Source organism: Bartonella sp. W8151, from assembly GCF_016100385.1.
Taxonomy (GTDB): Bacteria; Pseudomonadota; Alphaproteobacteria; order Rhizobiales; family Rhizobiaceae; genus Bartonella; species Bartonella apis.
Genome location: NZ_JACFSO010000001.1, coordinates 110,641 through 137,568, shown reverse-complemented (window position 1 = coordinate 137,568; position 26,928 = coordinate 110,641). Strand labels below are relative to the sequence as shown.

Here is a 26,928-nt window from a genome sequence, read left to right as displayed (position 1 = left end):
ACGGTTTTGATAAAATCGCCGGATTATCCGAAGGAGTCTCAGGACTTTATTTTTTAAATCCATCAGCGCAATTTAATGGCTATTTTAATAGGCGATGCGGCTCTCGCTATTTGTGAAAAATCGCTAAACCAACGAATTCCGGATCATGCGGTTGAAGAACTATTTTCAAAACCCGTTATTGCCTTTGTTTGTTCTTTCAAGAATCATTGTCGTCACCGATGGGCATAGGCTATCCTTTATCCAAACGGCACTGAATATGCTTGCGCGTTTGAAGTTAATGGAAGCAGATCAATGGAAGTTTGTGCTATCACCGGATAGTTCCGGTGATAGCGTTTTTTACTCAATGTTTGTTCAAACGGTTGGCAATAAGGTCTTCGACCACCTGTGGTTCGGCAAGTGTTGAAATGTCGCCTAAATTTTCGAATTCATCTTCGGCAATTTTTCTGAGAATTCGCCGCATGATTTTGCCTGAACGCGTTTTTGGCAAACTTGGCGAAAACTGGATTTTATCCGGTGTGGCAATCGGTCCGATCTCGTTTCTCACATGTTTGATAAGATGTTGGCGTAATTCTTCGCTTGGTTCAACACCTTCCATGAGTGTCACATAACAATAGATTCCTTGCCCTTTGATCGGATGCGGATAACCGACAACCGCTGCTTCCGAAACGTTATGATCGGAAACAAGCGCCGATTCAACTTCCGCTGTTCCAAGGCGATGGCCTGAAACATTCAAGACATCATCGACGCGGCCGGTAATCCAGTAATACCCGTCATGGTCACGCCGGCAGCCATCACCGGTAAAATATTTGCCTTTATAGGTAGAAAAATAGGTTTCGACAAAACGGTTATGGTCCCCATAAATCGTCCGCATTTGTCCAGGCCAGGAATCGATAATGCATAAATTACCGTCGTTTTCGCCCTCAAGCACTTCTCCTTCGGTGTCTACAAGTTCGGGTTTGATACCAAAAAAGGGAAGTGTTGCCGATCCGGGTTTCAAATCGGTTGCACCGGGTAAAGGCGTAATCATATGGCCACCGGTTTCGGTTTGCCACCACGTATCGACGATTGGGCAGCGGTCATCACCGACTTTATGATAAAACCAGTTCCATGCTTCCGGATTGATTGGCTCGCCAACTGATCCAAGGATGCGCAGCGACGTCCGTTTTGACCGTTCGACATATTCGTCACCCGCTCCCATTAACGCACGGATAGCAGTCGGTGCGGTATAAAGGATATTGACCTTATGCTTGTCGACAACTTCCCAAAAGCGCGCCTGATCGGGGAAGTTCGGAACACCTTCGAACATAAGAGTTGTGGCACCGTTGCATAAGGGGCCGTAAACGAGATAGGAATGCCCGGTCACCCAGCCGACATCGGCTGTGCACCAATAAACATCGCCGACATGATAATCGAACACATATTCATGTGTCATGGAAGCATAAACGAGATAGCCACCTGTTGTATGCAGGACACCTTTCGGCTTTCCGGTCGAACCCGATGTATAAAGGATAAAAAGCGGATCTTCCGCTTTCATGCGCGCTGGTGGGCACTCGGTTTTCGCATTGGCCATTTCCTCATGATACCAGAAATCACGGCCCGGAGCCCAACCGATTTTTCCACCGGTTCTGCGCACCACCATCACCTGATTGACCAGCACATATTGGCGTGCGGCTATGTCAATCGCATGATCGACATTTTCTTTCAGCGGAATAGGTTTGCCACCCCTGACCCCTTGGTCGGCCGTAATGATAAAGGTGGATTCACAGTCAACAATACGTCCGGCAAGTGCTTCCGGCGAAAATCCGGCAAACACAACCGAATGTACTGCACCAATGCGCGCGCAGGCAAGCATCGCATAGGCTGCTTCAAGGATCATCGGCAAATAGATTGTTACGCGATCGCCTTTTTTAACGCCCCTTTTTTTTAAAATATTGGCAAACCGGCAAACGTTTTCGTAAAGTTCTTTATAGGTGACTTTTTTATCAATATAGGGGTTGTCACCTTCCCAGATCATGGCGACCTGATCGCCACGACTTTTCAAATGTCTGTCGATGCAATTATAACTGACATTGGTAACACCGTCTTCATACCATTTTATTGATACTCTTCCGCGAAAACTGGTATTTTTCACTTTTGTAAAAGGTTTGAACCAATCAATACGACGGCCATGTTTCGACCAGAATGCATCGGGATCTTTTATGCTTTCATCATACCATTGAAGATATGTTTCACGATCAATCAGGGCATTTTTCTTGATATTATTAGATACGGAATAGACATTATCCGACATTTTCTCCTCCTTTTCATGTTGCAATTCTCCTCGCGCAACATGTTGTTTATAAAAATTCATCGGGAATGAATGTTTTATACTTACAGTAAATGTTATCTTCGTTTTTATTGAAAGTTTTTAATTGATGTTTTTAAAAAACTTATTGTGAAGATTTCGAGAGAGGAAAATAGAAGAATTATTAATTATCAATTTTTGTCTGTTTTTTACTGAAAAAAATCCTTCAAGGCATCGATTTTCCGAAGCCGGGCAGTAGTTAAAATAATGAAGCAATAGAACTTCTAATTGTGCTCGGTAATTGAAAGGAAAAATCTATGTTGGATGAAAAATTGATACTCTCGCGTGAAGAGGCGCTTGAAAGTGGAACGGGTGGTAAAGGCAAGCGAATGGCAACGAAATCTGCGTCAAAGTCTTCGCTCGAAAACCCGCTTGATGCTTATCCCTGCCCACCTTATTCGACAGAAAAACAACAAGCTCCGGGACTTGCATCAAAGTTGACGCCAAAGGCCGATCACGGAGAGAAAAGTTACAAAGGCTCCGGTAAACTTCTAGGCCGGAAAGCCTTGATTACCGGTGGTGACAGCGGCATCGGAAGAGCTGTAGCAATAGCATTTGCTCGCGAAGGTGCCGATGTTGCTATCAATTATCTGAAGGAAGAGGAGTCAGACGCACAAGAAGTCATTAAGCTTATCGAAGAGGCTGGACGCAAAGGATTTGCAATTCCCGGTGATTTGACCGATCGGCATTTTTGCGAAAAATTGGTTGAGGAAGCAGTCCAAAAACTGGGCGGGCTTGATATTCTGGTCAATAATGCCGGCCGTCAACAGGCGGTGGAAGCCCTTGCCGATCTCACAGACGAATCTTTTGACAAAACGATGAAAACCAACATTTATGCACCTTTCCGCGTAACCAAAGCCGCGCTGCCTTATATTCCTGCTGGCGGTTCCATCATTATTACGTCTTCGGTACAGGCATTTGATCCGTCTGCAACCTTGTTCGACTATTCACAAACCAAGGCTGCCAATGTTGCTTTTGCCAAATCGCTGGCAAAACAGCTCGCTCCGAAAGGTATTCGCGTCAATGCCGTTGCCCCCGGTCCATTCTGGACACCGCTGCAACCGGCAGGTGGACAGCTTATGAAAGCCATGCCGCAATTCGGTTCAGAAACACCTATGAAGCGTGCAGGCCAGCCGGTTGAAATTGCGCCCCTTTATGTTTTGCTTGCATCCGAGGAAGCAAGCTATTGTTCGGGCCAGGTCTTCGGCGCTGCCGGTGGCAGTGGCATGGATAGCTGATTATTGGTGAACAATCGGCGGACGATGACCGAATATTGCCGAACCGACGCGCACACTTGTGGCACCAAAGGCAACGGCCGTTTCATAGTCCGCCGACATTCCCATTGATAATTTTTTCACTCCTGCTTCGTTCGCCAATTTTGCAAGAAGGGCAAAATAGGGGCCGGGATTTTCACCAACCGGTGGAATACACATCAATCCGATAATATCAAGATGATGGTCGTTCTTGCAGTGTTTGACAAACTCGACTGCCTCGTTCGGCGCGATACCGGCTTTTTGCGGCTCTTCTCCAATATTGACCTGCACATAACAAGGAAGCCTGCGGTTTTGTTTTGACATTTCTTCTTGAAGAAATTTTGCAATTTTTTCTCTGTCAACCGTTTCGATCACGTCAAAAAGCTGAACCGCTTCTTTTGTTTTATTCGATTGCAATGGCCCGATGAGATGGAGTTTGAGATCAGGAAATTCTTCGCGCAATTGCGGCCATTTGCTTTCGGCTTCCTGAACACGGTTTTCACCGAAAACACGTTGCCCTGCTTCAAGAAGCGGGTGAATATCTTCAACTCCGAAAGTTTTTGACACTGCAATGAGCTGAACGTCATCAGTCGCACGTTTTGCATCATTGCACGCTTTGGCGATGTTCTCTTTGACTTTTTGCCATTGTGCAATAACCGCATCCATAGTCATTTTCCCTTCTTCATCAATTTTAATGAATAAAAGCGCATAGAAATGGTTGACGCTTTCCTTAATCCGTGGTGAAGCACGTATTGAGTTTTTTGACCACATTTTGCAAGAGTATAATTGTAATGGCAACTGAACGCTATAATCCACGCGCGACAGAACAGAAATGGCAATCAATCTGGGGCGAAAAAGAAGTTTTCAAAACCGATAATAATGACCCGCGCGAGAAGTATTATGTGTTGGAAATGTTTCCCTATCCATCGGGACGCATTCACATGGGGCATGTACGCAATTATGCAATGGGGGATGTGGTTGCCCGTTATAAACGCGCCCGCGGATTTAATGTTTTGCATCCGATGGGGTGGGATGCTTTCGGCATGCCGGCGGAAAATGCCGCTATGCAACATAAAGTTCACCCGAAAGACTGGACCTATCAGAATATTGCTTCCATGAAAAAGCAGCTGAAGTCCATGGGGCTTTCTCTCGACTGGTCGCGCGAATTCGCAACCTGCGATGTCGAATATTATCATCGCCAGCAGATGCTTTTTCTCGATATGTATGAAAAAGGCCTTGTTGACCGCAAAACGTCCAAGGTCAACTGGGATCCGGTCGATCATACAGTGCTTGCAAACGAGCAGGTCATTGACGGGCGCGGTTGGCGTTCGGGTGCATTGGTCGAACAGCGCGAACTTACGCAATGGTTTTTCAAAATCACCAAATTCAGTCAGGAACTTCTGGATGGTTTGAATGGTCTTGATGAATGGCCGGAAAAAGTTCGCGTTATGCAACGCAACTGGATCGGCAAGTCCGAAGGAGCGCTGCTGCGCTGGAAAATTGCCGGCGACACACAGGTTGACGGATTTAACGAGATCGAGTGTTTTTCAACCCGTCCCGATACAATATTCGGTGCGTCGTTTATTGCTATTGCCGCCGATCATCCGATTGCCCGCAAACTCGCCGAAAAAAATGCGAAACTCAAAGATTTTATCGACGAGTGTCACCGCAAAGGAACTTCGACAGCGGAGATAGAAACCGCCGAGAAAAAAGGCTTTGATACCGGCTTGAAAGTCGTCCATCCCTTTGATGATAAATGGGAAATACCTGTTTATGTGGCTAACTTTGTATTGATGGAATATGGTACAGGTGCAGTTTTCGGTTGTCCTGCCCATGATCAGCGCGATCTTGATTTTGCCAATAAATATGAATTGCCTGTGCGTCCGGTTGTTTTGCCTGAAGGTGCGGATCCTGATAGTTTTGTTGTAACGGAAGAAGCCCATACCGAAGACGGTATTATGATCAATTCTAGCTTTCTCGACGGATTAAAGCCGAAGGCTGCCTTCGAGGAAGTGCTCAAACGTTTGTCAGGACAGATGTTGAATGGTCGACCGCAAGCCGAGCGCAAAGTTCAATTCCGTTTGCGTGACTGGGGTATTTCGCGGCAACGTTATTGGGGATGCCCAATTCCGATTATCCATTGTGATGATTGCGGGGATGTGCCGGTTCCACGTGCCGATTTACCGGTAAAATTGCCTGAGGATGTCACATTTGATAAACCGGGTAATCCGCTTGATCGCCACCCGACATGGAAATTCGTTAAATGTCCGCGTTGTGGCAAACCCGCACGGCGGGAAACCGATACGATGGATACATTTGTCGATTCTTCGTGGTATTACGCCCGCTTCACCGCTCCGTGGGAAAATGAGCCGACGAACAAGGACGCGATAAAGAAGTGGTTGCCGGTCGATCAATATATCGGTGGTATTGAACACGCTATTCTCCACTTGTTGTATTCGCGCTTTTTTATGCGGGCTATGAAAATGACCGGCCACGTCAATATTGACGAGCCGTTCAAGGGGCTCTTTACACAAGGCATGGTTGTTCACGAAACCTATCACAACAAGGACGGGTGGGTTGCACCTGCCGATATCCGGATAGAAGAGAAAGATGGCGTACGTCGTGCAACACTTTTATCCGATGGCAGTCCGGTTGAAATCGGTTCGATCGAAAAAATGTCGAAGTCGAAGAAAAATGTCGTCGACCCGGACGATATTATTTCCTCCTATGGTGCTGATACGGCACGGCTTTTCATGCTTTCCGATTCACCGCCCGAACGTGATGTTATCTGGACCGAAGCAGGTGCAGAAGGTGCCCACCGTTTTGTGCAACGTGTCTGGCGTTTGATTTCATCAAGTGCCGAAATATTGGCACATGTCAAACCGCAAGCCGGAACAAAAGGGGCAGCACTTGATATTTCCAAAGCGGCTCACCGCACACTTGCGAAAGTGGCAGATGATATTGAAAAGCTTGCTTTCAATCGTGCAGTGGCACGCCTTTATGAACTCGTCAACAAGCTCGCTCCCGAGTTGCAAAATCTGGAACAGGCCGATGACGAAATGAAGGCTGCCTTAAGACAAGCACTGGATTTCTTCATCATCATGATTTCGCCAATGACTCCACATCTGGCGGAAGAATGTCATGCAACTTTGGGAGAGAAAAATCTGGTTGCCCAAATGCCGTGGCCACACTACGATCCTGCTTTAATTGTGGATAACGAGATAACTATCCCGATCCAGATTAACGGGAAAAAGCGTGGTGATTTGACAATTGCACGCAATGCGGATCAATCTACCATCGAAAAGGCTGTTCTTGCGCTTGATTTTGTGCAATCAAATCTGGCAGGCAAGAAGCCGAAGAAAATTATCGTAGTTCCACAGAGGATCGTCAATGTTGTTGCCTGACCATATTCTGAATAGCATCAGACCCATAACAACTGCTGTACTATTGGGGACAACGCTCGCCATATCGGCCTGCACTGTTCAGCCTCTCTATCACGGGGACTCGAACGGGGCGGCGCAAATGAATGTTTCACCGTCCATCCGCTCCAAATTGTCAGGTGTTGTGATTGACGCGCCGACCGACCGGTTTAACCAATTGGTTCGTAACCGGTTGATTTTCTTGTTGAATGGTGGTGCAGGAGAGCCTTCTGCTCCAACCTATCAGCTCTCGCTCGGCACAAGTTTCAGTATTCGTACTGCAGTCCAGATGGATATTGGCGATACGACCGATCGTACGGGGCGTGCATCTGCCGGTGCTGTCGATGGTCGTTCGACTTATGTCTTGAAAGATATGAAAAATAATCCTCTCGCACGGCGGACACGGACTGTCAGTGCGTCGTTCGATCGGCCTCGTCAGGAATATGCAAACTTGCAAGCAGAAGAGGATGCCAAGAAACGTGCAGCGGAAGAGCTCGCCGAGCAAATCTTCTTGTCTTTGGCTCAGGATATGTCGAAGTTGAAATGATTCGTTATTCCGGCAGATGAAAAACACTGCCGGAATTTTTTTAAAAAATTTTACAATCAGGTTTTTTTAACCTTTCTGTCGCGTGAAGTTACCCTGTTTTTATGCGGCAGTGAGAAATAAAGCTATTTTATCCCATTCAGTCCGGTAGATTCCGGTCTCTTTCCGATCCTTGCGCTTTACCTCTAAATCTTTCCGTTAAAAGCCGTTGAGAAAATTCGCAAACTTGGTTTTGCTTGCTCCTGCAATTCAAGAATTGGCTGCATCAATTGTGCGAACGTGGCGTCTCTGTCAAAACGCCCGTTTTTTATTGCAAACAATATCCGTTCCTAAAAAGAGTGATCAAACAAAGCCGAATAAAGTCAATGATATTCGTTCTGGAATTGGCTATGTGACATGGAATGATTTTCGGCACATCTGTATCCATTATTTTGTGCGCGGCATAACGAAATTTATCGGATAACCAACCTGAATCTGTAAGTTGTTTTAAATATGCGGTTACAGCTCAGTTCGAGTGGATGTCTGTTTTTGGAAAGTAAATTAACAACGAACATTATTTTAATTGAAAAAAGCAATTCGGTTGAACGTGAGGTCAACTAATAAATTATAACGCTTAGTAAAATAGGAATTTTAGAGATATGAAATAGTTTATCATAAATAATTTAATTATGAAAACGTAAAAATAAAAGTGGTAAAAGAATTTATTTTCTATTTACCACTCTCATTGATAGCTAATTGAATTCAACTGTTATCTGTTTTTATTGCAATAACATTCATCCGATAGTCTGGCCGGTTTTTTCCCAGTCTTTCATGAAAATTTCAAGGCCTTTGTCCGTAAGCGGGTGTTTTATCAGCAATTTCATGATTGAAGGCGGGATTGTTGCGACATCGGCGCCGATAAGGGCAGCTTCCTTGACATGATTGACTGTACGGATAGAGGCAGCGAGAATTTGTGTCTTGAAGTCATAATTGTCAAAAATTGTCCGGATTTCACCAATGAGATCCATGCCATTCAATCCGATATCATCAAGCCGTCCGATGAAGGGGGAAACGAATGTTGCACCGGCTTTTGCCGCAAGCAATGCCTGATTGGCGGAAAAACACAAGGTCATATTGGTTTTCAAGCCCTTGGCGGAAAGAGCTTTACAAGCTTTCAATCCGTCAAATGTCAGCGGAAGTTTGATGCAAATATTGTCGGCAACTTTTGCCAATATTTGCGCCTGTTTCATCATTCCGTCAAAATCGGCAGCGGTAACTTCCGCAGATACGGGGCCGTCAACGAGCGCACAAATTTCTTTCGTTACCTCGATAATATCACGTCCGGATTTCAAAATAAGTGATGGGTTGGTTGTTACACCGTCGACAAGACCCAGATTGTTAAGTTCCGAAATTTCCTCAATAATGGCAGTATCAACAAAAAATTTCATGGGTTAGCTCCCGAGCTTTCTTATGCGGCCTGATATTTGGCGATTTGCTGTGATTTTCTTGTTATGATCCATTGTTTTATGCAAAAGCAAGTCCAACATGACGCTAGCGATGACAAAAACCGAATCAAAGACACCAAAAACCGTTTCAGTGTTGGTACCGATGCCGGCAGAAACAGCCTATAGTTATTCGGTGCCGGATAATATGGAAGTCCAAGTCGGTTCGATTGTGCGCGTGCCTCTGGGGCCAAGAGAAGTTGCCGGCCTTGTTACCAATGAGGCAAATAGCGATAACAAAGTGTCAGTTAAAAAATTGCGGCCGATTTCCGATTTGTTCGATTGTCCGCCACTGCCGGCCGACATGATGCGTTTTATCCATTTCGTTTCCGATTATACCCTTTCGCCTCCCGGAATGGTGGCACGCATGGCTTTGCGCGTTCCTGCGGCATTCGATCCGGAGCCGGCCATTCCGGGATTGCGCTATTGTGGTGGTAAAGTCGAAAAAATGACGGCTGCACGCAAACGCGTTCTCGAACTTGCACAAAATGGTCTGGCCTGGACAAAATCGGGGCTTGCCCACGCGGCGGGAACGTCGACAAGTGTTGTAGAAGGGTTGAAAAATTCCGGCGTATTCGAGGAAATCGAAATGCCGCCACCTCCTGTTGTGGCGCTCCCCGATCCGGACTATTCAAGTCCGACACTCGAGAAAGCACAAAAGCTTGCCGCCGATACATTGATAGAAGCTGTTGACGGAGATTGTTTCAAAGTTTTGCTGCTTGATGGTGTTACCGGTTCGGGCAAAACGGAAGTTTATTTTGAAGCTGTCGCGCAAGCTCTTAAAAAAGGCAAACAAGTTCTCATTCTCTTACCCGAAATAGCGTTGACCCAACAGTTTCTGGATAGATTTGAAAGCCGTTTTGGTGCGCCGCCTGCCGAATGGCATTCCGATCTTACGCCTAAACAGCGCGAACATGTCTGGCGACAGGTCATTGAAAAGCGCGTGCAGGTTGTTGCAGGAGCGCGGTCTGCCCTGTTTCTTCCCTTTGAAAATCTGGGACTGATTATTGTCGATGAAGAACACGATACTGCCTATAAACAGGAAGACCGTGTTTTTTATAATGCGCGTGATATGGCTGTGGCGCGTGGCTCGTTTGGCGGTTTTCCGGTTGTTTTATCTTCTGCAACCCCTTCTGTAGAAAGCAAAGTCAATGCTCTTCAGGGGCGCTATCAGGCGGTTCATCTGCCTTCCCGTTTCAGAAAAGCTGCTATGCCGGATTTGCGCGCTATCGACATGCGCAAAAACGCTCCTCCCTCGGGCAGATTTTTGTCGCCACCACTTGAACTTGCCATGCGTCAGGTGCTTGATCGCAAAGAACAGGCGCTGATATTTCTTAATCGCCGCGGCTACGCCCCTTTGACTTTATGCCGCGTTTGCGGACACCGCTTCCAATGTCCGAACTGCTCAAGTTGGCTGGTGGAACACCGTTTTCGCGGCCAGCTTATGTGTCACCATTGTGGCTATCATGAACCGATACCTGAAGCTTGTCCCGAATGCGGGACACTTGATCATCTGGTTGCCTGTGGTCCGGGGGTTGAAAGAATTGCCGAAGAAACATTGAAGCTATTTCCCGAGGCACGCATTCTGGTTTTGTCGACCGATCTGGTTGGCGGCGTCAAAAGATTAAGGCTCGAGCTTGAAGCAATTTCAAAAGGCGAGGTGGATATTGTTATCGGAACACAACTCGTTGCCAAAGGCCACCATTTTCCGGGTATTTCACTCGTCGGTGTTGTTGACGCGGATTTGGGACTTTCAAATGGCGACCCGCGCGCGGCCGAACGTACATTCCAGTTGTTGTCCCAGGTTACCGGTCGCGCTGGTCGCACAGGGCTGAAAAGCCAGGGTTTGATACAAACCTATCAGCCCGATCACCCCGTTATGCAAGCCATTATTTCGGGGGATACCGAAGCTTTTTATAAAAGAGAAATTGACGAGCGGGCACGCCACAATCTTCCGCCTTTTGGACGTCTTGCAGCCCTTATTGTTTCATCGGAAACCCGCAGTGACGCTGAAGCCCATGCACGTGCATTGCGTCAGGCTGCGCCATCAGCCGGTGAAATATCTGTTCTGGGACCGGCTGAAGCGCCCTTGGCATTGGTTCGTGGAAGATACCGTTTCAGACTGCTTTTGCAAGGAAGCCGCCGCGCCGATATGCAATCTTTTATTCGTGCGATGCTTGCCCGCGGTCCAAAAATTCGTGGTACAATACGAGTGCAGGTTGACATTGATCCGCAAAGTTTCATTTAATGCTCTTGCTTTTGACTTGAAGTAACGAAATGGTATCGGTTGGAAAAATTTTAAGCTGATGCGTTGGCAAATCGTATCCAGAGGATCGTAACGATGCGTTTTTTATTGGTGTTATCGGCGTTATTGTTTTCGATAAGTCCGGTTTTTTCTCAATCCGTTTCCGAAGTTATCGGCCACGACAGCCAGAACAATAAAAAAAGTGCCGATGTTACAGTTTTTGTCTTTGCCTATAGTATGCTCAAAGAATCGGACAAAGTGTTTATGCCGATGATTGAGGAACCGGCTAACAGCATGATGAAAGTCTGTAAAAAACCGACAAACAAAGCCAAACAATGGGTCTATATGAATATTGTCCAGCAATATGATCATATTTTGAAAGAGGTTTATCAGCTTGAGAAGGGATTGAGTATCAACGGAAAAGCTGAACCGGGCCCGGCTGCGAGTCGCATGACAACAACTTTAAGCCAACGCCGTGATATGATGGAAACGGCCCGTGCACTTGATCTTTCTGCCGAAGTGGTGGAGGTGCGCATGGAAGCCAATGACGCCTTGATGGATAAGGCATTGATCGAAACCGGAGATACTGTCGCTTCTTCGGCATTTGATACTTTCAAGGAAACCAATACTGCAAAAATAAAATCCGTGCCTCAGGACATCGGGAAAATGTTGCAAGACAACTGCCTGAAAGATCCGGGGGGAGAAGAAAATTTTATAACCTCTCCTGCCCAATAATATCCGTTCCTATTTTCTTTTGCAGGAAAGCATGCATATAGAATTATCATATATGCTTTTTTTAAACGTGTGCGAAATTCGGCCTTTAGAGGATCTGATGGTGGGTAATCATGATTGAACTTTACTTTCCCCAAAGTTGCGGAGAATGGATTGCATGGCTCGTGGCATGGGGGTTCGTGTTTATCGGCATATTCTATTTTTTCTGGCCGAAAGTCGCTATGCGTATGTTCTGGACCTATCCTCAACAAGAATCAGCATCATTGCTTGCAGCCGTACGGGGAAATATGGGGGGTGTTCCGCTCGGAATAGGAATCGGTTATTTATTGTTTGCACAACCTTTTTTAGCCGTCGCGCTATTTTTGGCAGCATTTTTCGCTCTCGTCGGACGGCTTGCCTCATTTATAATTGACAAAAGCTTTTCTGGCTTTAATGTCATTGCGCTATCGATCGAAATAGTGTTTTCAATAGCTAGTTTTGTTTATGCTTTCGGTTTTGTAGCTTAAATATTAAAAAAATAAGGCGTAGTTTTAAAAAGCAGCCTGTTGCGGTGTTGCGAGTCGCAATTGTGTATGCTAGATGCCTATCAACTTTTAATATTTGAATAGCGGTTATATACCGGCAACGTAAAAAGTTATCTGGCATTACCGGGTTGGCGGGTTTTTCAAGTCAACTCTCTGCTAAGGGGAAAGACAGGATAGAGTGTCAAAATCGTCTTCGCTAACATCTGCAGTAGCCGAGCGTTATGCTACATCACTTTTTGATCTGGCACATGAATCCAAGTGTGTCGATGCAGTAGAAAAAGAACTGTCTTCATGTCTTTCATCGATCGAATCAAATAGCGATTTGAAACGTCTGGTTTTCAGCCCCGTTTTTTCGTCAGTCGAACAGGAAAAAGCGGTAGCTGCTTTATGTAAAGAAGCAGGAATGGGCAAAAATACCGCCAGTCGTTACGTCGCCAATTTTTTATGTGTTGTTGCATCGAATAGGCGGCTTTTTTTATTGCCGGCCATTGTTTCTGCCTTTCGTGGTCTTGCCGCAAAATTCCGCGGGGAAATATCGGCGGAAGTTGTTTCGGCACAGAAATTGAGTTCAGCTCAGGAAAAAGAGCTGAAAGCAACATTGAAAGCAGTGGCAGGCAAAGATGTCAGCCTGCGTACAACTGTTAATCCGGATATATTGGGTGGCCTTATCGTCCGACTCGGTTCGCGTCAGATCGATACGTCACTGTCATCGAAATTGTCTTCGCTTAAGCTTGCACTGAAAGAGGTCGGCTGATGGATATTAAACCGTCGGAAATATCTAAAATCCTGAAGAGTCAAATCGAAAATTTCGGTAAAGAGGCCGAAGTTTCCGAAGTTGGCCAGGTTCTGTCTGTGGGTGACGGTATCGCCCGTGTTTATGGCTTGGATAATGTTCAGGCCGGTGAAATGGTCGAATTTCCTGGTGGTGTGCGTGGCATGGCGCTCAACCTCGAGAGAGATAATGTCGGTGTTGTTATTTTCGGCTCCGATCGTGATATTTGTGAAGGCGATACAGTCAAGCGTACGAAAACAATTGTTGATGTTCCCGTTGGTCCGGAACTTCTCGGTCGTGTTGTCGATGCTTTGGGCAATCCGATTGATGGCAAGGGTCCGATCAATGCCAAAGAACGTCGCCGTGTCGATGTAAAGGCGCCGGGCATTATCCCACGTAAATCGGTTCACGAACCGATGTCGACAGGTCTTAAGGCTATCGACGCTCTCATTCCTATCGGGCGCGGACAGCGTGAATTGGTGATCGGTGACCGTCAGACGGGTAAGACTGCTATTCTGCTTGATACATTTCTCAACCAGAAGCCCGCACATGACCAGAATATTGAAAAAGACAAACTTTATTGCGTTTATGTCGCCGTCGGACAGAAACGTTCGACTGTTGCCCGCTTTGTAAAAGCGTTGGAAGAACGCGGTGCACTTGATTATTCGATCATTGTTGCTGCGACTGCTTCCGAACCGGCTCCGATGCAATTTATTGCACCATTTGCCGGTTGTGCAATCGGTGAATATTTCCGTGACAACGGTATGCATGCTTTGATCGGTTATGACGACCTGTCGAAACAGGCGGTTGCCTATCGTCAAATGTCATTGTTGCTTCGCCGTCCGCCGGGGCGTGAAGCTTATCCGGGCGATGTCTTCTATCTGCACTCCCGTTTGCTTGAACGCGCAGCCAAGATGAACGATGCCCACGGTGCCGGATCGTTGACAGCACTTCCTGTCATTGAAACACAGGCCAATGATGTTTCTGCCTATATTCCGACCAACGTTATTTCTATTACAGATGGTCAGATATTTCTTGAAACAAATCTGTTCTATCAAGGTATCCGCCCGGCAGTGAATGTCGGTTTGTCGGTTTCGCGTGTTGGCTCTGCAGCCCAGATCAAGGCAATGAAGCAGGTAGCAGGTTCGATCAAGGGCGAACTCGCACAATATCGCGAAATGGCGGCGTTTGCCCAGTTCGGTTCCGATCTTGATGCTTCAACGCAGCGTTTGCTCAATCGTGGTGCACGATTGACCGAACTGTTGAAACAACCGCAATTCTCGCCATTGAAGACAGAAGAACAGGTTGCTGTTATTTTTGCCGGTGTGAATGGTTATCTCGACAAGCTGGCGGTCAATCAGGTCAGCAAGTTCGAACAGGGACTTTTGGCGCTGATGCGGACCGACCACAAGGATGTTCTAGACGGTATTCGTAAAGAGCAAAAATTGACCGACGAGCTTAAAAATAAGCTGACAAGCATTTTGCAAGCTTATTCCAAGAATTTTTCTTGACCTAATGATGGGACGGTTTAATGGCTTCGCTAAAAGATCTTAGAGATCGTATTGCCTCGGTTAAGGCGACGCAGAAAATTACCCGTGCGATGCAAATGGTCGCTGCGGCAAAGCTGCGTCGCGCCGAAGAGGCAGCAGAAGCAGCGCGTCCGTATGCGCAACGTATGGCCGCGGTGCTTGCCGATCTCGCTTCACATATTGGAGCAGAAGATGCACCCAAACTAATGGTTGGGACCGGCAAAGACGACGTTCACCTTCTTATCGTTTGCACCGCAGAACGCGGTCTTTGTGGCGGGTTCAATTCCCAGATTGCCCGTCATGCGATAGAACATATCAAGCTGCTTCAGGTTCAGGGCAAAACTGTAAAAATTCTGACTGTGGGAAAAAAAGGTTTCGATATTTTGCACCGCGATTATGGTCGCTTTATTGTTGACCATGTGAGCTTGCGCGAAGCAAAGCACCTCAAATATTCGCACGCCAAGAATGTTGCTGATAAAGTTATCGAAATGTTCAAAAAAGGCGAATTTGACGTCTGCACTTTGTTCTATTCCGAGTTTGTGTCGGTTATCAATCAACAACCGACCTCCCAACAGCTCATTCCGGCTCCGAAAGACGAAGAGGATGAAGACATCCAGAACCAGAAAGTTGTTCCTGCGGTCTATGCTTATGAACCGGATGCGGCAACAATTCTGACCACGCTTATCCCCCGTAACATCGGAGTGCAAATTTTTCGGGCTCTGTTAGAAAACGGAGCAGGTGAGATGGGCGCCAAGATGAGCGCGATGGATAATGCAACGCGCAACGCCGGTGAGATGATCAATAAACTGTCGGTCACATATAACCGTCAACGTCAGGCTCAGATCACGACAGAACTGATAGAAATTATTGCGGGCGCAGAAGCGCTCTAATATGGAAGGTAAGGATCGATGGCAAAAGCGGCGACCTCAAAGACGGCAGCCACAAAGGCTGCGGAAAAGAAAGTAACAGCAAAAGCTGCTGCCAAACCGGCAGCCTCGAAAGCTTCAGCCAAAACGGCAGCTCCGCACGCGGATACGAAGTCGGCATCTGCTGGTGAAAATAAAGGTACCTATAAGCTTGATACAACAAAAGGCGTTGTCGGGCATATCACGCAGATTATCGGTGCTGTTGTCGATGTTCAGTTCGATGGTCATTTGCCGAAGATTCTGAATGCTTTGGAAACAGCCAATCTTGGTCATCGGCTGGTTCTTGAAGTTGCCCAACACCTTGGCGAGAATACAGTTCGCACAATTGCGATGGATACAACCGACGGTCTGGTTCGCGGACAAGAAGTCGTTGATACCGGCGCTCCTATTTCGGTTCCGGTCGGCGAAGCAACGCTCGGCCGCATCATGAATGTTATCGGTGAACCGGTTGACGAAGTCGGACCGATTAAATCCGACAAAATCCGTGCGATTCACCAACCGGCTCCCGCTTATGTCGATCAGTCGACAGAATCGGAAATTCTGGTTACCGGAATCAAGGTGGTTGATCTTCTCGCACCTTATTCAAAAGGCGGTAAAGTCGGTCTGTTCGGTGGTGCCGGTGTTGGTAAAACAGTTCTTATTATGGAGCTCATCAACAACATCGCCAAGGCACATGGCGGTTATTCGGTTTTTGCCGGTGTCGGTGAACGTACCCGTGAAGGCAATGACCTTTACCACGAAATGATCGAGAGTCACGTGAATGTTGATCCGAAAGAACATGGCGGATCTGCAAAAGGCTCAAAATGCGCTCTGGTCTATGGACAGATGAACGAATCACCGGGAGCTCGTGCCCGTGTAGCACTTTCAGGCTTGACGGTTGCTGAAAGCTTCCGTGATGACGGTCAGGATGTTCTGTTCTTCGTAGATAATATTTTCCGCTTTACTCAGGCAGGTTCCGAGGTTTCTGCTCTTCTGGGCCGCATTCCTTCGGCCGTGGGCTATCAGCCGACTTTGGCTACCGATATGGGTGCTTTGCAGGAACGTATTACAACGACCAACAAGGGGTCTATTACGTCTGTTCAGGCGATTTACGTTCCTGCCGACGATTTGACCGATCCGGCTCCGGCAACATCATTTGCCCACTTGGATGCAACAACTGTTTTGTCGCGCTCCATTGCTGAAAAAGGCATTTATCCTGCTGTCGACCCGTTGGATTCCTCGTCTCGTATGCTTGATCCACTGGTTGTCGGTGAAGAACACTATAATGTTGCTCGCCAGGTGCAAACGATTTTGCAACGCTACAAATCGTTGCAGGATATTATCGCCATTCTCGGTATGGACGAGCTCTCGGAAGAAGATAAGCTTGTTGTCGCACGTGCCCGCAAGATCGAACGTTTCCTGTCTCAGCCATTCCATGTTGCAGAAGTGTTCACAGGTGCTCCGGGCAAGCTTGTTCCTCTTGAAGATACGATCAAGGGCTTTAAAGGCCTTTGTGCTGGCGAATATGATTATCTTCCGGAATCAGCCTTCTATATGGTTGGCTCGATTGAAGAGGCTGTTGAAAAAGCTCAGCGTCTTGCCGAGCAAGTTTCGTAATAAAAATTGGTTCTGTCGCCTTTTATATTGGCGGCAGAACCGTTTGCAGTGCTTTGCCCGCGTGGGAAAATATGTTTTTGCACTGCAAATAGTTTGAAATCTTCCGGTCTTTAAGGACTTTGCGGATTTTACTGTTTGTCGTTAGGGTAAGGTGACGAAAGATATGGCTAAATCATTTTTATTTGAGCTGGTTTCTCCAGAACAATTGCTGCTTTCGGAACAAGCACAGGAAGTTGTTTTGCCGGGCAGTGAAGGTTATATGACCATTCTTCCGGATCATTCACCTGTTATGACTTCGGTAACTCCGGGGGTCATCACGGTAAAAACGGCAACCGGTCAAATGTCTTTTGTTGTCTATGGCGGTTTTGCCGATATTAACAGGCATGGTTGTTCGTTACTCGCCGAGTCCGCTGTTTCACTTGAAAAATTCGATGAACAAGACTTGGAACGTCGTATCAATGAAGCGCGAGATGTCTTTAACGAGGCAGAAAACGACGAAGCGCGCAATAAAGCAGAAGACTTCCTCCATCAATTGACATCTGTCGAAAACGTTATATCGACGATCTGATCATTCGGCGCTATTTAACAATTGTCATTTTACTTTTTTCCGGCATTGTCCGATTGCGCCCCTTTGCGCATCATACGTTCACGATTTTTCTAAGACGCCAATATTTCCGGAATCAAATTCTATCTCCGAACCTATCTCTCTTTTTGCTATGTCAGCTTACAAATAGCCGGATATCTACGTGGGACATTTTGTTTTGTTTGGCATCATTTCTCCGCTTTCAAAACTTCCTTGATTCTTTTTTGAGGGCGGAAGGGCAATGTGAATAGCGAAGAAGAAAACCGTTAATCGACAAATTGCGATTGTGATATAAACTGTTATTGACAACCTCACGCATCGGCGGCTTTCGACGAACGAAAAGCGCGAATTCAGTTGCATTCAACAAAACAATTTGCCGTCGGTGCAGACAGTGCATTCTCGGAAAAATTGTAGCCGGCGGAGCTTATCATCAACAGGCCGTTCGTTTTTCCTAAAAAAGAATTCACTTTGATATATTTTTGTACATTGAAGCAAAATCGAATCTCGAATTGGAGAAATCGGATTTTTGTCATAGTTTTTCAACAGCCGCTTGAGATTGTCGGTTGTACATTGGAATAAGCAGAAACCAGATGTTGCGCCTTGACCTCCTGCTGGTAATTCAAGCAGAACTTCATCAACGAATTAGGGAAATGCCATTTCAAGATGTGCTGTCACCTGAATTGTAAGAGCAGGCTATATAGTATTCGATTCATTGATGCGGCTGAATTCTGCAGACGATTGTCTATTTGTTCAACCGATGTTGCGGAAAGGCGAGGCACTTTATTCCGCGTTGTGAAAACAGCAGAATATTATGTGACAGAAACAACGTAAGATTATTTATTTTTCCTTTTTCAATTATTGACCAACAAATGCCACAATCAGTGCTTGAATAACGAGAGCCGGTTTCCGGCATCGAACAAATAAAAATCCCTAACCGATGAATGAGAACAACTGCGTTCCATGTGAATGGCGGTTGCAATCAGCTTTCAAAAACCGGTTCAACCCTTTGTGAGCAATAAGGAAGTGAATTGCGAATGTTATTTTAGACTTATATATGTCGCATCATAATCATTAGCATCCTACCTAAATTCTCCGGAAAAGATAATGAAAAACGCAACTCAATCAGTGCTGTTTATCGATTTGCTATTCAAAGTGAGCCGAAAATTGAGAAATCTGCTGGATACGCGCATTCGTGATCACGGTTTGACTTTGGCACGTGCATTGACCTTGTCAGCATTGAAAGATCAGGACGATTTTTTTCAAAAAAACCTGGCTGAAGAATTGGGCATAGAACATGCGACATTGGTCCGACTTATCGATGCATTGGAAGAGCAGGGCTTGGTCATAAGAAATGTTGCTGAAGATGACCGGCGTGCCAAACGGGTTACCTTGACGCCAAAGGGAAGAAAACTTGTCGAGGGGATAGAAGCTTATGCAGCCGAACTCAGTGAAACAGTGATGTCGGATATTCGGGAAACGAGTGTCAAAGAGGCGATGGATGTTCTTGAGCACATAGCCGACGCTGTCGGGAAAGAAGGACGCATATGAGTACGGGCGTTCTGCCACTTCCCGATGACGAACGGGAACCGCCGTTTCCGAAGCCTGGCAAAATTTTCGCTGGTCCTATCCACCGGTGTCTGATTTATATTTTTGCGGCAAGTCTTCTGCAATGGGTATATGGACTTGGCGCCAATATGGTGCAATCCAATATTACCCAGTTGACAGGATTTTTCCACGCCACCGTCGAAGAAACGACATGGCTTGTCGGCGCCTATATGGCTCCCAATGTCAGTCTTGCTATTTTTCTTATCAAAATTCGTAACCAGTACGGCTTGCGGCTTTTTGCCGAGTTGTCGATCATCGGCTTTTTATTAACCTGTATATTGCATTTGTTTGTAACAAGCCTGCAATCAGCCATTATAATCCGTTTCTTTGCTGGTATTGCAGCGGCACCGATGTCGTCGCTCGCTTTTTTCTATATGATCGAAGCATTTGCTCCGGCCAAGAAGCGCACAGTCGGCTTGAGCCTCAATTTGATGAATATTGCCCTTGCCGTACCACTATCGAGACTGGTTTCGCCGGCATTAATTGATCACGCAGGCTTCCATGCATTATTTGCTTTGGAAATGGGGCTCGCTCTCATCGGTTTCGGATGCATTTTCTATTTGCCGCTAACGCCGATCAAAAGAGCCAAAGTCATCGAAAAAATAGATTATTTGAGCTTCGGCTTGATTGCCATCGGTCTCGGTATCAATGCAGCCATTATGCCGGTCGGTAAATTATACTGGTGGCGCGATGTTTCTTGGATGGGCTGGTGGTTGGCGATTGCGGTTTTCTGCCTTATGGCGGCGGCCGTTATCGAGCTCAATCGCAAAAATCCGTTGATTGATTTGCGTTGGCTATTCAGCAAGGAAATGTTGCACATTGCAATCGTTCTCCTGATGTTCAGGATTCTGCTTTCGGAACAAGCAACATTGGCATCGAACTTTTTCAATTTGTTCGGCCTTCTCAACCGCGAAATGGAAGTGATGCACGCAGGAGTCGTTGTCGGAACCGTTCTCGGGGGACTTGCCTGCGCAATATTTTTCAAGCCGGGTCGAGAGGACCTGTTTCACGTCATCGCGCTTATTCTGCTTGCCGCCGGTTCGTTTATGGATAGTCATGCAACCAATCTTACGAGGCCCGACCAGATGATTTTAAGTCAGGGCATGATCGGTGTGGGCTATGCATTATTTTTGCCTCCGTCAATGTCGAAGGGGTTGGCAACAGCAATTGCCAGAGGTCCCCAATATATTTTGAGTTTTATTGCGGTATTCCTGTTTACCCAAAATACGGGCGGGCTAATGAGCTCGGCCTTTTTTGGCAGCTTGCAAATCGTATTCGAAAAATACCATTCCAATATTCTGACCCAGCAAAGTGTTATGAGCAATCCGATTGTGGCAGCTAATGTTGATAAGCTTTCTCAAGCTTACGGACACGTTATCAATGATCCGGTTCTGTTACATGGTGAAGGCTTGGCCGAACTGGCAAGAAGATCGACACTCGAGGCCAATGTGTTGGCTTATAATGATGTGTTCCGCCTTTATTCCTGCATCGCTCTCGTTGTTCTGGTGATGTTGCTGATCAGAATGGCGTTGCGGGGATTTAAAACAATGCGTGACAAAAAGGCCCAATTATCGACACAACCAGCCTGATAAAGCTCGGGCACGAAAATGCGGATGAATTAGAATGATACGATATTTACGTTCCAAAGCGACGGCTGTTTCCATTATTGCCGGTATTTGCGGGATATTGTTGATATTATGGGCATGGCAATTGCCGCCTTTTATCAGCAGTATCGAAACCACAGATAATGCCTACGTCAAAGGTTTCGTAACGATGATCAGCCCGCAAGTAGCCGGCAATATATCAAGCGTGAAAATCAAAGATTACGAGCGTGTCAAAGAAGGTGAGCTTCTTATCGAAATAGAAGATCGTATTTTTAAACAAAGGGTCGAACAGGCGGTAGCAGTACTCGATTCCAAAAAGGCAGCGCTTGCAAGCTCCTACCAACAGGAGGAATCGGCAAAGGCCGATATACGTTCGGCAGAAGCAGCCTTCACCAAATCGGAACTCAATTGGAAACGCGTCGAACCATTAACGCAACGAGGCGTGTCATCGCAAAGCAGCGAAGATTCTGCCCGTGCCGACCGTGACCAGAAAAGTGCGGAACTGGAAGTCAGAGTGCAAGCTTTGAAAAAAATCCTTGTTGATCGGGAAGGTTTGAAAGCCGATGTTGAAAGCGCCGAAGCGGCCGTCGAACTTGCAAAAATAGATCTTGATCATACCAAAATCTATTCTCCACGCGATGGACGGGTTGGTGAAGTGGGTGCCAAACTTGGCCAATATGTCACAGCCGGAACCCAGCTTCTGGCCGTCGTCCCCGATGATGTCTGGATTGTCGCCAATTACAAGGAAACGCAATGCGCCAATATGAAAATCGGCCAACCTGTGGTGTTTTCGGTTGACGCTTTGGACGGATACAAAATGAAGGGGCATGTTGTCCGTTTTTCACCGGCTGCCGGTTCGGAATTTGCGGTTTTGAAACCGGATAATGCTACAGGAAATTTCACCAAGGTTGCCCAGCGTATTCCTGTCCGCATCGAGGTTGATCCCGACCAGAAATATATCGACCGGCTGATCCCCGGCATGTCGGTTATTCCTCACGTCGATACATCTGTCGATCCGGTAAAAGATAAGAAATAATATGCCACATTGAAGCACATTCCATAGATTCATTGATTGAAAACTTTAGAAAAATTAAAAAATGCTATGAAAGCGCGCACGATTGCGTTAATTCGTATTCCTGCCATTTGCTTTCAGCTTGACAGTTGGTATTGTGAAATCAGAAAAATAACATAGGGGACACACACTCAATGGATTATTTTTTTCAGCAACTGATAAACGGAGTTGCTCTGGGAGCTATTTATGGGCTGATCGCTATTGGCTACACCATGGTTTATGGCATTTTGGGCATGATCAATTTTGCTCATGGTGATGTTTTCATGATCGGCGCCTTTATTGCAATGATCGTTTTCATGATGTTGCTGACATTGCCTGCGGCGGTACCTATTGCCTTGGCACTGCTTATCATGCTGATTGTTTCAATGATTTTCACATCTGTCTGGGCTTGGGTCATTGAACGGGTTGCCTATCGGCCGTTGCGCGGCTCTTTTCGTCTTGCACCATTGATCACAGCTATCGGAATGTCTTTTGTTTTGCGTAATTTTGTTCAGGTCGAGCAGGGCCCACGTAACAAGCCTATTCCTGAAATGATCAGTGGCGGTTTTGTAATCCCCGGAACAGATATTTTTGTTTTGAACAAGCAGATTCTTGTTGTTGTGGTGACCGCAGTTCTGCTTTTCATTTTTTCGCATATTGTCAGCAAAACACCTCTCGGACGTGCCCAACGCGCGGTCGAGCAGGATGGTAAAATGGCGGCTCTTTTGGGAATCAACGTGGATCGGATTATTTCGGTGACCTTCATTATGGGGGCAGCCCTTGCAGCAATTGCAGGCACACTTTATCTGATGAATTACGGCCAGATCCATTTTGCAGACGGTTTTATTCCCGGCATCAAGGCCTTTACTGCAGCAGTTCTTGGTGGAATTGGTTCTTTGCCCGGTGCTGTTTTAGGCGGTCTCCTTATCGGTTTGACCGAAGCCTTATGGCAAACCTATTTTCCTCCTGAATATAAAGACGTCGCAGTCTTTCTCATTCTTGCAATCGTTCTTGTGTTTATGCCATCCGGTATTCTTGGACGGCCCGAAGTTGAAAAGGTCTAGACTGCGGTTATGAACCAGATAAATTCCTTGCCAAACGCCGGAAGAGTCGACATCAAACGCGCTTGTCGCGAAGGTGTCGTCACGGCTTTCATCGCGTTTTTGCTCTTCGCCTTTATCGTCGGTTTCAGGGCTGATCTCAATTTAAGAAACGAGATGACGCTGACTCCACAAATCGGTTATCTCATCAATTATGTAATCATTGCCGGTGTCGGGCGTTTTACATGGTGCCTTTTCGGTGGTGGTACAAAAGGGGCAGTTTTTGCGCTTGTCCCTTCTGTCATATTGTTTATTGCCTATCGTGCATGGCTTTATTACGAAGAAGCCACGGCGCAATCGACCTATAATTTGTCGGCTCAAGCCCATCAGCTATTGATTGCCGGAATTGTTGTTGTTGTTTTTGTACTGCTTGCCATTGTTTTTCTTTATGCCAAAGGTCTCCAGCAAGCGATCAGAATAACGGTAAGGGAAGTAACGCCGGGTTTTCAGAAATATGCTCCTGGGTGCATTCTCGCCTTGTTGCTTGTATATCCGTTTTTTGTCACGACCTTTCTCGTTGATAATCTCGCCCAGTCACAAAAATGGATCGACAATTATGCGATCCAGATATTGATTTACGTCATGCTCGCTTGGGGGCTCAATATTGTGGTCGGCCTCGCCGGCTTGCTTGATTTGGGATACGTCGCTTTTTATGCAGTGGGTGCCTATACGGTTGCGCTTCTCGGCAATCATTTCGGGTTTTCATTCTGGCTGTGTTTGCCTCTGGCCGGTATTTTTGCAGCTCTTTGGGGAATGATGCTCGGTTTTCCTGTATTAAGACTGCGTGGTGATTACCTTGCGATCGTCACTTTGGCTTTCGGTGAAATCATCCGCACAATCTTGCAAAACTGGACACCGGTTACCGGCGGTGCTGCTGGCCTGTCGGTTCAAAAGGCAACCTTTTTCGGCATTCCCTTCACAAGGGGCGAAGGTGGATTTGCCGCACTCTTCGGATTAAATTTTCAGGCCGCCCATTATAAAATTTTCCTCTATTACGTCATTCTTGTCATGGTTGTGATAACCGCCTGGGTCGTTATGAGGTTGCGCCGTCTGCCTATCGGGCGTGCATGGGAAGCCCTGCGGGAAGATGAAATTGCCTGCCGGTCACTTGGTATCAATACTGTCACGACGAAATTGACAGCATTTTCTATCGGCGCCATGTTCGGCGGATTCGCAGGAGCATTTTTTGCGGCAAGACAGGGGCGCGCCGATTATACCAGTTTCATTTTTGATGAATCGGCCATTATTCTGGCAATTGTTGTTCTGGGTGGCATGGGGTCACTCGGCGGGATCGCTGTTGCTGCTGCTGTCATGATTGGTGGTACGGAACTGCTTCGTGATGTTCCGGCTTTGCAAATGATATTTGGTCCTGATTTCGACCCACCACAATATCGCATGTTATGGTTCGGTCTTGCTATGGTGTTTGTTATGGTCTGGAAGCCGCGCGGCTTTGTCGGAAAACGTGAGCCGAGTGCTTTTCTGAAAGTGAAGAAAGCTGTTTCAGGCGATTTTACCAAAGAAGGAAACGGCTGATGGCTGACGATAATACCCTTCTCCAAATCGAGCACCTCAGGATGCAATTTGGTGGCCTCGTCGCCGTTGATGATTTGAGCTTCAATGTCGAGCGGGGAAAAATTACGGCTTTGATCGGACCGAACGGTGCAGGTAAAACAACTGTTTTTAACTGTATTACCGGTTTTTATCGGCCGACCGGAGGGATGCTTTCTCTTCACGCAAAGGGGGGGAAAACCTTTTTGTTGGAACGGCTTGCCGATTACGAAATCACCAAGAAAGCAAAAGTTGCACGTACTTTCCAGAATATACGTTTGTTCACCGGTTTGACCGTTCTCGAAAATCTGCTTGTTGCCCAGCATAATGAATTGATGCGCGCTTCCGGAATGACTGTGCTTGGTCTATTCGGTCTTCCGTCTTATAAGCGGGCTGCCAAAGAGGCGATCAAAAAGGCCGAAACCTGGCTTGAAAAAATAAATCTTGTCCATCGCGCCGATGATCCGGCCGGAGATCTTCCTTATGGTGATCAAAGACGTCTCGAGATTGCGCGCGCAATGTGTACCGATCCGCAACTTTTATGTCTTGATGAACCGGCTGCCGGCCTCAACCCGAAAGAATCGCTTGAACTTAACGATCTTCTTTTGAATATACGGGATGTGGAGCATACGTCGGTGTTGCTTATCGAGCATGACATGTCGGTAGTAATGGAAATATCCGATCATGTTGTTGTTCTCGAATACGGATCGAAAATTGCTGACGGAACGCCCGAAATGGTCAAGAACGATCCGAAAGTGATTGCAGCCTATCTCGGCGTTGACGAGGATGATGAAACCTCCGAAGCGGGTCTTCCGGACGAAGTTGTTTCAAGTTCGGTCGAAATATCCGGAACGGAAATTATTTCTGCCGATGTTAAGGAGCAAGAGGACAAGCGTTCATGAGTAGCGAGGCACCAGCACTTCTTAAAGTCGAAAATATTGAAACCTATTATGGTGCCATTCAAGCTTTGCGTGGTGTCAGTGTCGAAGTCCGGCAAGGCGAGATTGTCACTCTTATTGGTGCCAATGGTGCCGGTAAATCGACATTGATGATGACCATATTCGGCAAACCGCGCGTAAGGTCAGGTCGTATATTCTTTGATGGTCATGACATTACCTATATGGAAACGCACGAAATTGCGCGATTACGTATTGCCCAGTCACCGGAAGGGCGGCGAATTTTTCCGCGTATGACCGTCCTCGAAAACCTGCAAATGGGTGCAAGCATTGATAACCTCAAATATTTTGATGAGGATGTCGAGAAAATGTTTACGCTATTCCCGCGCCTGAAAGAACGTTTGCAGCAACGTGGCGGTACATTGTCCGGTGGTGAACAGCAAATGCTTGCTATAGCGCGCGCCCTGATGTCGCGTCCGCGGCTATTGTTACTTGATGAACCCTCGCTGGGCTTGGCACCTTTGATCGTCAAACAGATATTCGATGCTATCAAAGTTCTGAACGAGGAAACCGGTTTGACCGTTTTTCTGGTTGAACAAAACGCTTTTGGGGCATTGAAACTTGCCCATCGCGGCTATGTTCTTGTGAACGGTGTTGTTACAATGAGCGGAACCGGTGCAGAACTTCTGGCCAATCCGAAAGTTAGGGCAGCCTATCTTGAAGGTGGTCGACATTAATCAGGATCTTCAAAACTGTTGTGGGTGTTTGAAGCTTTAGGGAGAAAAAATGCAAGGTATCCTTTATGAAGAGTCTTCACTTTTTGTCTTTGTTCTGGTGACTTTAATCCTCGGTGGCTGGGCAGCGTGGATGACGGGGCGTGCTTGCGCGCTGACGTGGCACGGATTGAAAGTCGCTCTGATTTCAATGGTTCCGCTTGCCGCAGCTATCCGTTTTATCCATTATATTCCGCCTTTTAACGGCACATTATTGTCGCTTCACTATTATCTTGTCGATCTTGTCGTTTTGTTGATTTTCGCAAGCCTCGGTTTCCAGTTTACGAGGACGAACCAGATGGTTCGCCAATATAGTTGGCTTTACAAGAAATCTTCACCTTTTACCTGGCACAAGAAATAACAATTTCTTCTATGTTGTCTGGAAAAAATACTTTAGATGTTT

21 protein-coding genes and 1 pseudogene are annotated in these 26,928 nt (G+C 46.6%); 19 read left to right on the top strand and 3 right to left on the bottom strand.

Features of this window, described 5'->3' with window-relative positions; genetic code table 11:
* Window positions 1-340 precede the first annotated feature (340 nt).
* Window positions 341-2,290 (bottom strand): acetate--CoA ligase, encoded by a 1,950-nt coding sequence (gene acs, locus H3V14_RS00650; RefSeq protein WP_198226062.1) that lies wholly within the window; start codon window positions 2,288-2,290, stop codon window positions 341-343.
* Between the two features lie 311 nt (window positions 2,291-2,601).
* Between acs and H3V14_RS00645 the strand changes: the two genes are divergently transcribed.
* Complete coding sequence (locus H3V14_RS00645; protein ID WP_371809431.1) at window positions 2,602-3,582, top strand: SDR family oxidoreductase; 981 nt, start codon at window positions 2,602-2,604, stop codon at window positions 3,580-3,582.
* Here H3V14_RS00645 and H3V14_RS00640 read toward each other — a convergent pair whose 3' ends face one another.
* Window positions 3,583-4,263: a YggS family pyridoxal phosphate-dependent enzyme gene (locus tag H3V14_RS00640; RefSeq protein ID WP_198226061.1), complete on the bottom strand. Its 681-nt coding sequence runs from the start codon at window positions 4,261-4,263 to the stop codon at window positions 3,583-3,585.
* 125 nt (window positions 4,264-4,388) lie between these two features.
* Here H3V14_RS00640 and leuS point away from each other — a divergent pair, with 125 nt between their 5' ends.
* The gene (gene leuS / locus H3V14_RS00635; RefSeq protein ID WP_198226060.1) at window positions 4,389-7,001 is read left to right on the top strand and encodes a leucine--tRNA ligase; all 2,613 of its coding nucleotides are present in this window, start codon (window positions 4,389-4,391) and stop codon (window positions 6,999-7,001) included.
* Window positions 6,988-7,563: an LPS assembly lipoprotein LptE gene (lptE, locus tag H3V14_RS00630; protein ID WP_075869372.1), complete on the top strand. Its 576-nt coding sequence runs from the start codon at window positions 6,988-6,990 to the stop codon at window positions 7,561-7,563. Before leuS ends, lptE begins: the two co-directional genes overlap by 14 nt.
* A 770-nt stretch (window positions 7,564-8,333) precedes the next feature.
* On the opposite strand, the gene fsa is transcribed toward lptE, so the two are convergent.
* A complete protein-coding gene (gene fsa / locus H3V14_RS00625) occupies window positions 8,334-8,987 on the bottom strand; it encodes a fructose-6-phosphate aldolase (RefSeq protein WP_198221926.1) in 654 nt (217 codons plus the stop codon).
* A gap of 97 nt (window positions 8,988-9,084) precedes the next feature.
* On the opposite strand from fsa, the gene H3V14_RS00620 reads away from it, so the two are divergent.
* The 16 genes and pseudogenes from H3V14_RS00620 (at window position 9,085) to H3V14_RS00545 (ending at window position 26,886) form a co-directional block, all read left to right on the top strand.
* Window positions 9,085-11,289, top strand: a complete 2,205-nt coding sequence (locus H3V14_RS00620) for a primosomal protein N' (RefSeq protein ID WP_371809430.1) — start codon at window positions 9,085-9,087, stop codon at window positions 11,287-11,289.
* Between the two features lie 93 nt (window positions 11,290-11,382).
* A complete protein-coding gene (locus H3V14_RS00615) occupies window positions 11,383-12,021 on the top strand; it encodes a hypothetical protein (protein WP_198226058.1) in 639 nt (212 codons plus the stop codon).
* Between the two features lie 110 nt (window positions 12,022-12,131).
* A complete protein-coding gene (locus H3V14_RS00610; protein ID WP_198226057.1) occupies window positions 12,132-12,524 on the top strand; it encodes a DUF4345 family protein in 393 nt (130 codons plus the stop codon).
* A gap of 196 nt (window positions 12,525-12,720) precedes the next feature.
* Window positions 12,721-13,296 carry a F0F1 ATP synthase subunit delta gene (locus H3V14_RS00605; protein ID WP_198226056.1) on the top strand — a complete coding sequence of 192 codons (576 nt, stop codon included), beginning with the start codon at window positions 12,721-12,723 and terminating at the stop codon, window positions 13,294-13,296.
* Window positions 13,296-14,825 carry a F0F1 ATP synthase subunit alpha gene (atpA, locus tag H3V14_RS00600; RefSeq protein WP_075913856.1) on the top strand — a complete coding sequence of 510 codons (1,530 nt, stop codon included), beginning with the start codon at window positions 13,296-13,298 and terminating at the stop codon, window positions 14,823-14,825. The genes H3V14_RS00605 and atpA overlap by 1 nt, the downstream gene beginning before the upstream one ends.
* A 20-nt stretch (window positions 14,826-14,845) precedes the next feature.
* Window positions 14,846-15,733: a F0F1 ATP synthase subunit gamma gene (locus tag H3V14_RS00595; RefSeq protein WP_075869364.1), complete on the top strand. Its 888-nt coding sequence runs from the start codon at window positions 14,846-14,848 to the stop codon at window positions 15,731-15,733.
* 18 nt (window positions 15,734-15,751) lie between these two features.
* The gene (gene atpD / locus H3V14_RS00590; protein WP_075869363.1) at window positions 15,752-17,365 is read left to right on the top strand and encodes a F0F1 ATP synthase subunit beta; all 1,614 of its coding nucleotides are present in this window, start codon (window positions 15,752-15,754) and stop codon (window positions 17,363-17,365) included.
* A gap of 163 nt (window positions 17,366-17,528) precedes the next feature.
* Window positions 17,529-17,933 (top strand): F0F1 ATP synthase subunit epsilon, encoded by a 405-nt coding sequence (locus H3V14_RS00585; protein ID WP_075869362.1) that lies wholly within the window; start codon window positions 17,529-17,531, stop codon window positions 17,931-17,933.
* A 1,119-nt stretch (window positions 17,934-19,052) separates the two neighbouring features.
* A complete protein-coding gene (locus tag H3V14_RS00580) occupies window positions 19,053-19,496 on the top strand; it encodes a MarR family winged helix-turn-helix transcriptional regulator (protein ID WP_198214475.1) in 444 nt (147 codons plus the stop codon).
* Complete coding sequence (locus tag H3V14_RS00575) at window positions 19,493-21,142, top strand: MFS transporter (RefSeq protein WP_198226055.1); 1,650 nt, start codon at window positions 19,493-19,495, stop codon at window positions 21,140-21,142. The genes H3V14_RS00580 and H3V14_RS00575 overlap by 4 nt, the downstream gene beginning before the upstream one ends.
* A 34-nt stretch (window positions 21,143-21,176) precedes the next feature.
* The gene (locus H3V14_RS00570) at window positions 21,177-22,193 is read left to right on the top strand and encodes an HlyD family secretion protein (RefSeq protein ID WP_075869357.1); all 1,017 of its coding nucleotides are present in this window, start codon (window positions 21,177-21,179) and stop codon (window positions 22,191-22,193) included.
* Window positions 22,194-22,363: 170 nt separating this feature from the next.
* Window positions 22,364-23,272 carry a branched-chain amino acid ABC transporter permease gene (locus tag H3V14_RS00565; protein WP_198226054.1) on the top strand — a complete coding sequence of 303 codons (909 nt, stop codon included), beginning with the start codon at window positions 22,364-22,366 and terminating at the stop codon, window positions 23,270-23,272.
* A 9-nt stretch (window positions 23,273-23,281) separates the two neighbouring features.
* Complete coding sequence (gene livM, locus H3V14_RS00560; protein WP_075869355.1) at window positions 23,282-24,841, top strand: high-affinity branched-chain amino acid ABC transporter permease LivM; 1,560 nt, start codon at window positions 23,282-23,284, stop codon at window positions 24,839-24,841.
* A pseudogene (locus tag H3V14_RS00555) lies at window positions 24,841-25,642 on the top strand (ABC transporter ATP-binding protein); the annotation flags it as partial. The gene livM and the pseudogene H3V14_RS00555, both read left to right, overlap by 1 nt.
* 112 nt (window positions 25,643-25,754) lie before the next feature.
* On the top strand, window positions 25,755-26,489 hold the full coding sequence (locus H3V14_RS00550) for an ABC transporter ATP-binding protein (protein WP_075869354.1): 735 nt from the start codon (window positions 25,755-25,757) through the stop codon (window positions 26,487-26,489).
* Between the two features lie 49 nt (window positions 26,490-26,538).
* Window positions 26,539-26,886: a DUF6867 family protein gene (locus tag H3V14_RS00545; protein WP_075869353.1), complete on the top strand. Its 348-nt coding sequence runs from the start codon at window positions 26,539-26,541 to the stop codon at window positions 26,884-26,886.
* Window positions 26,887-26,928 lie beyond the last annotated feature (42 nt).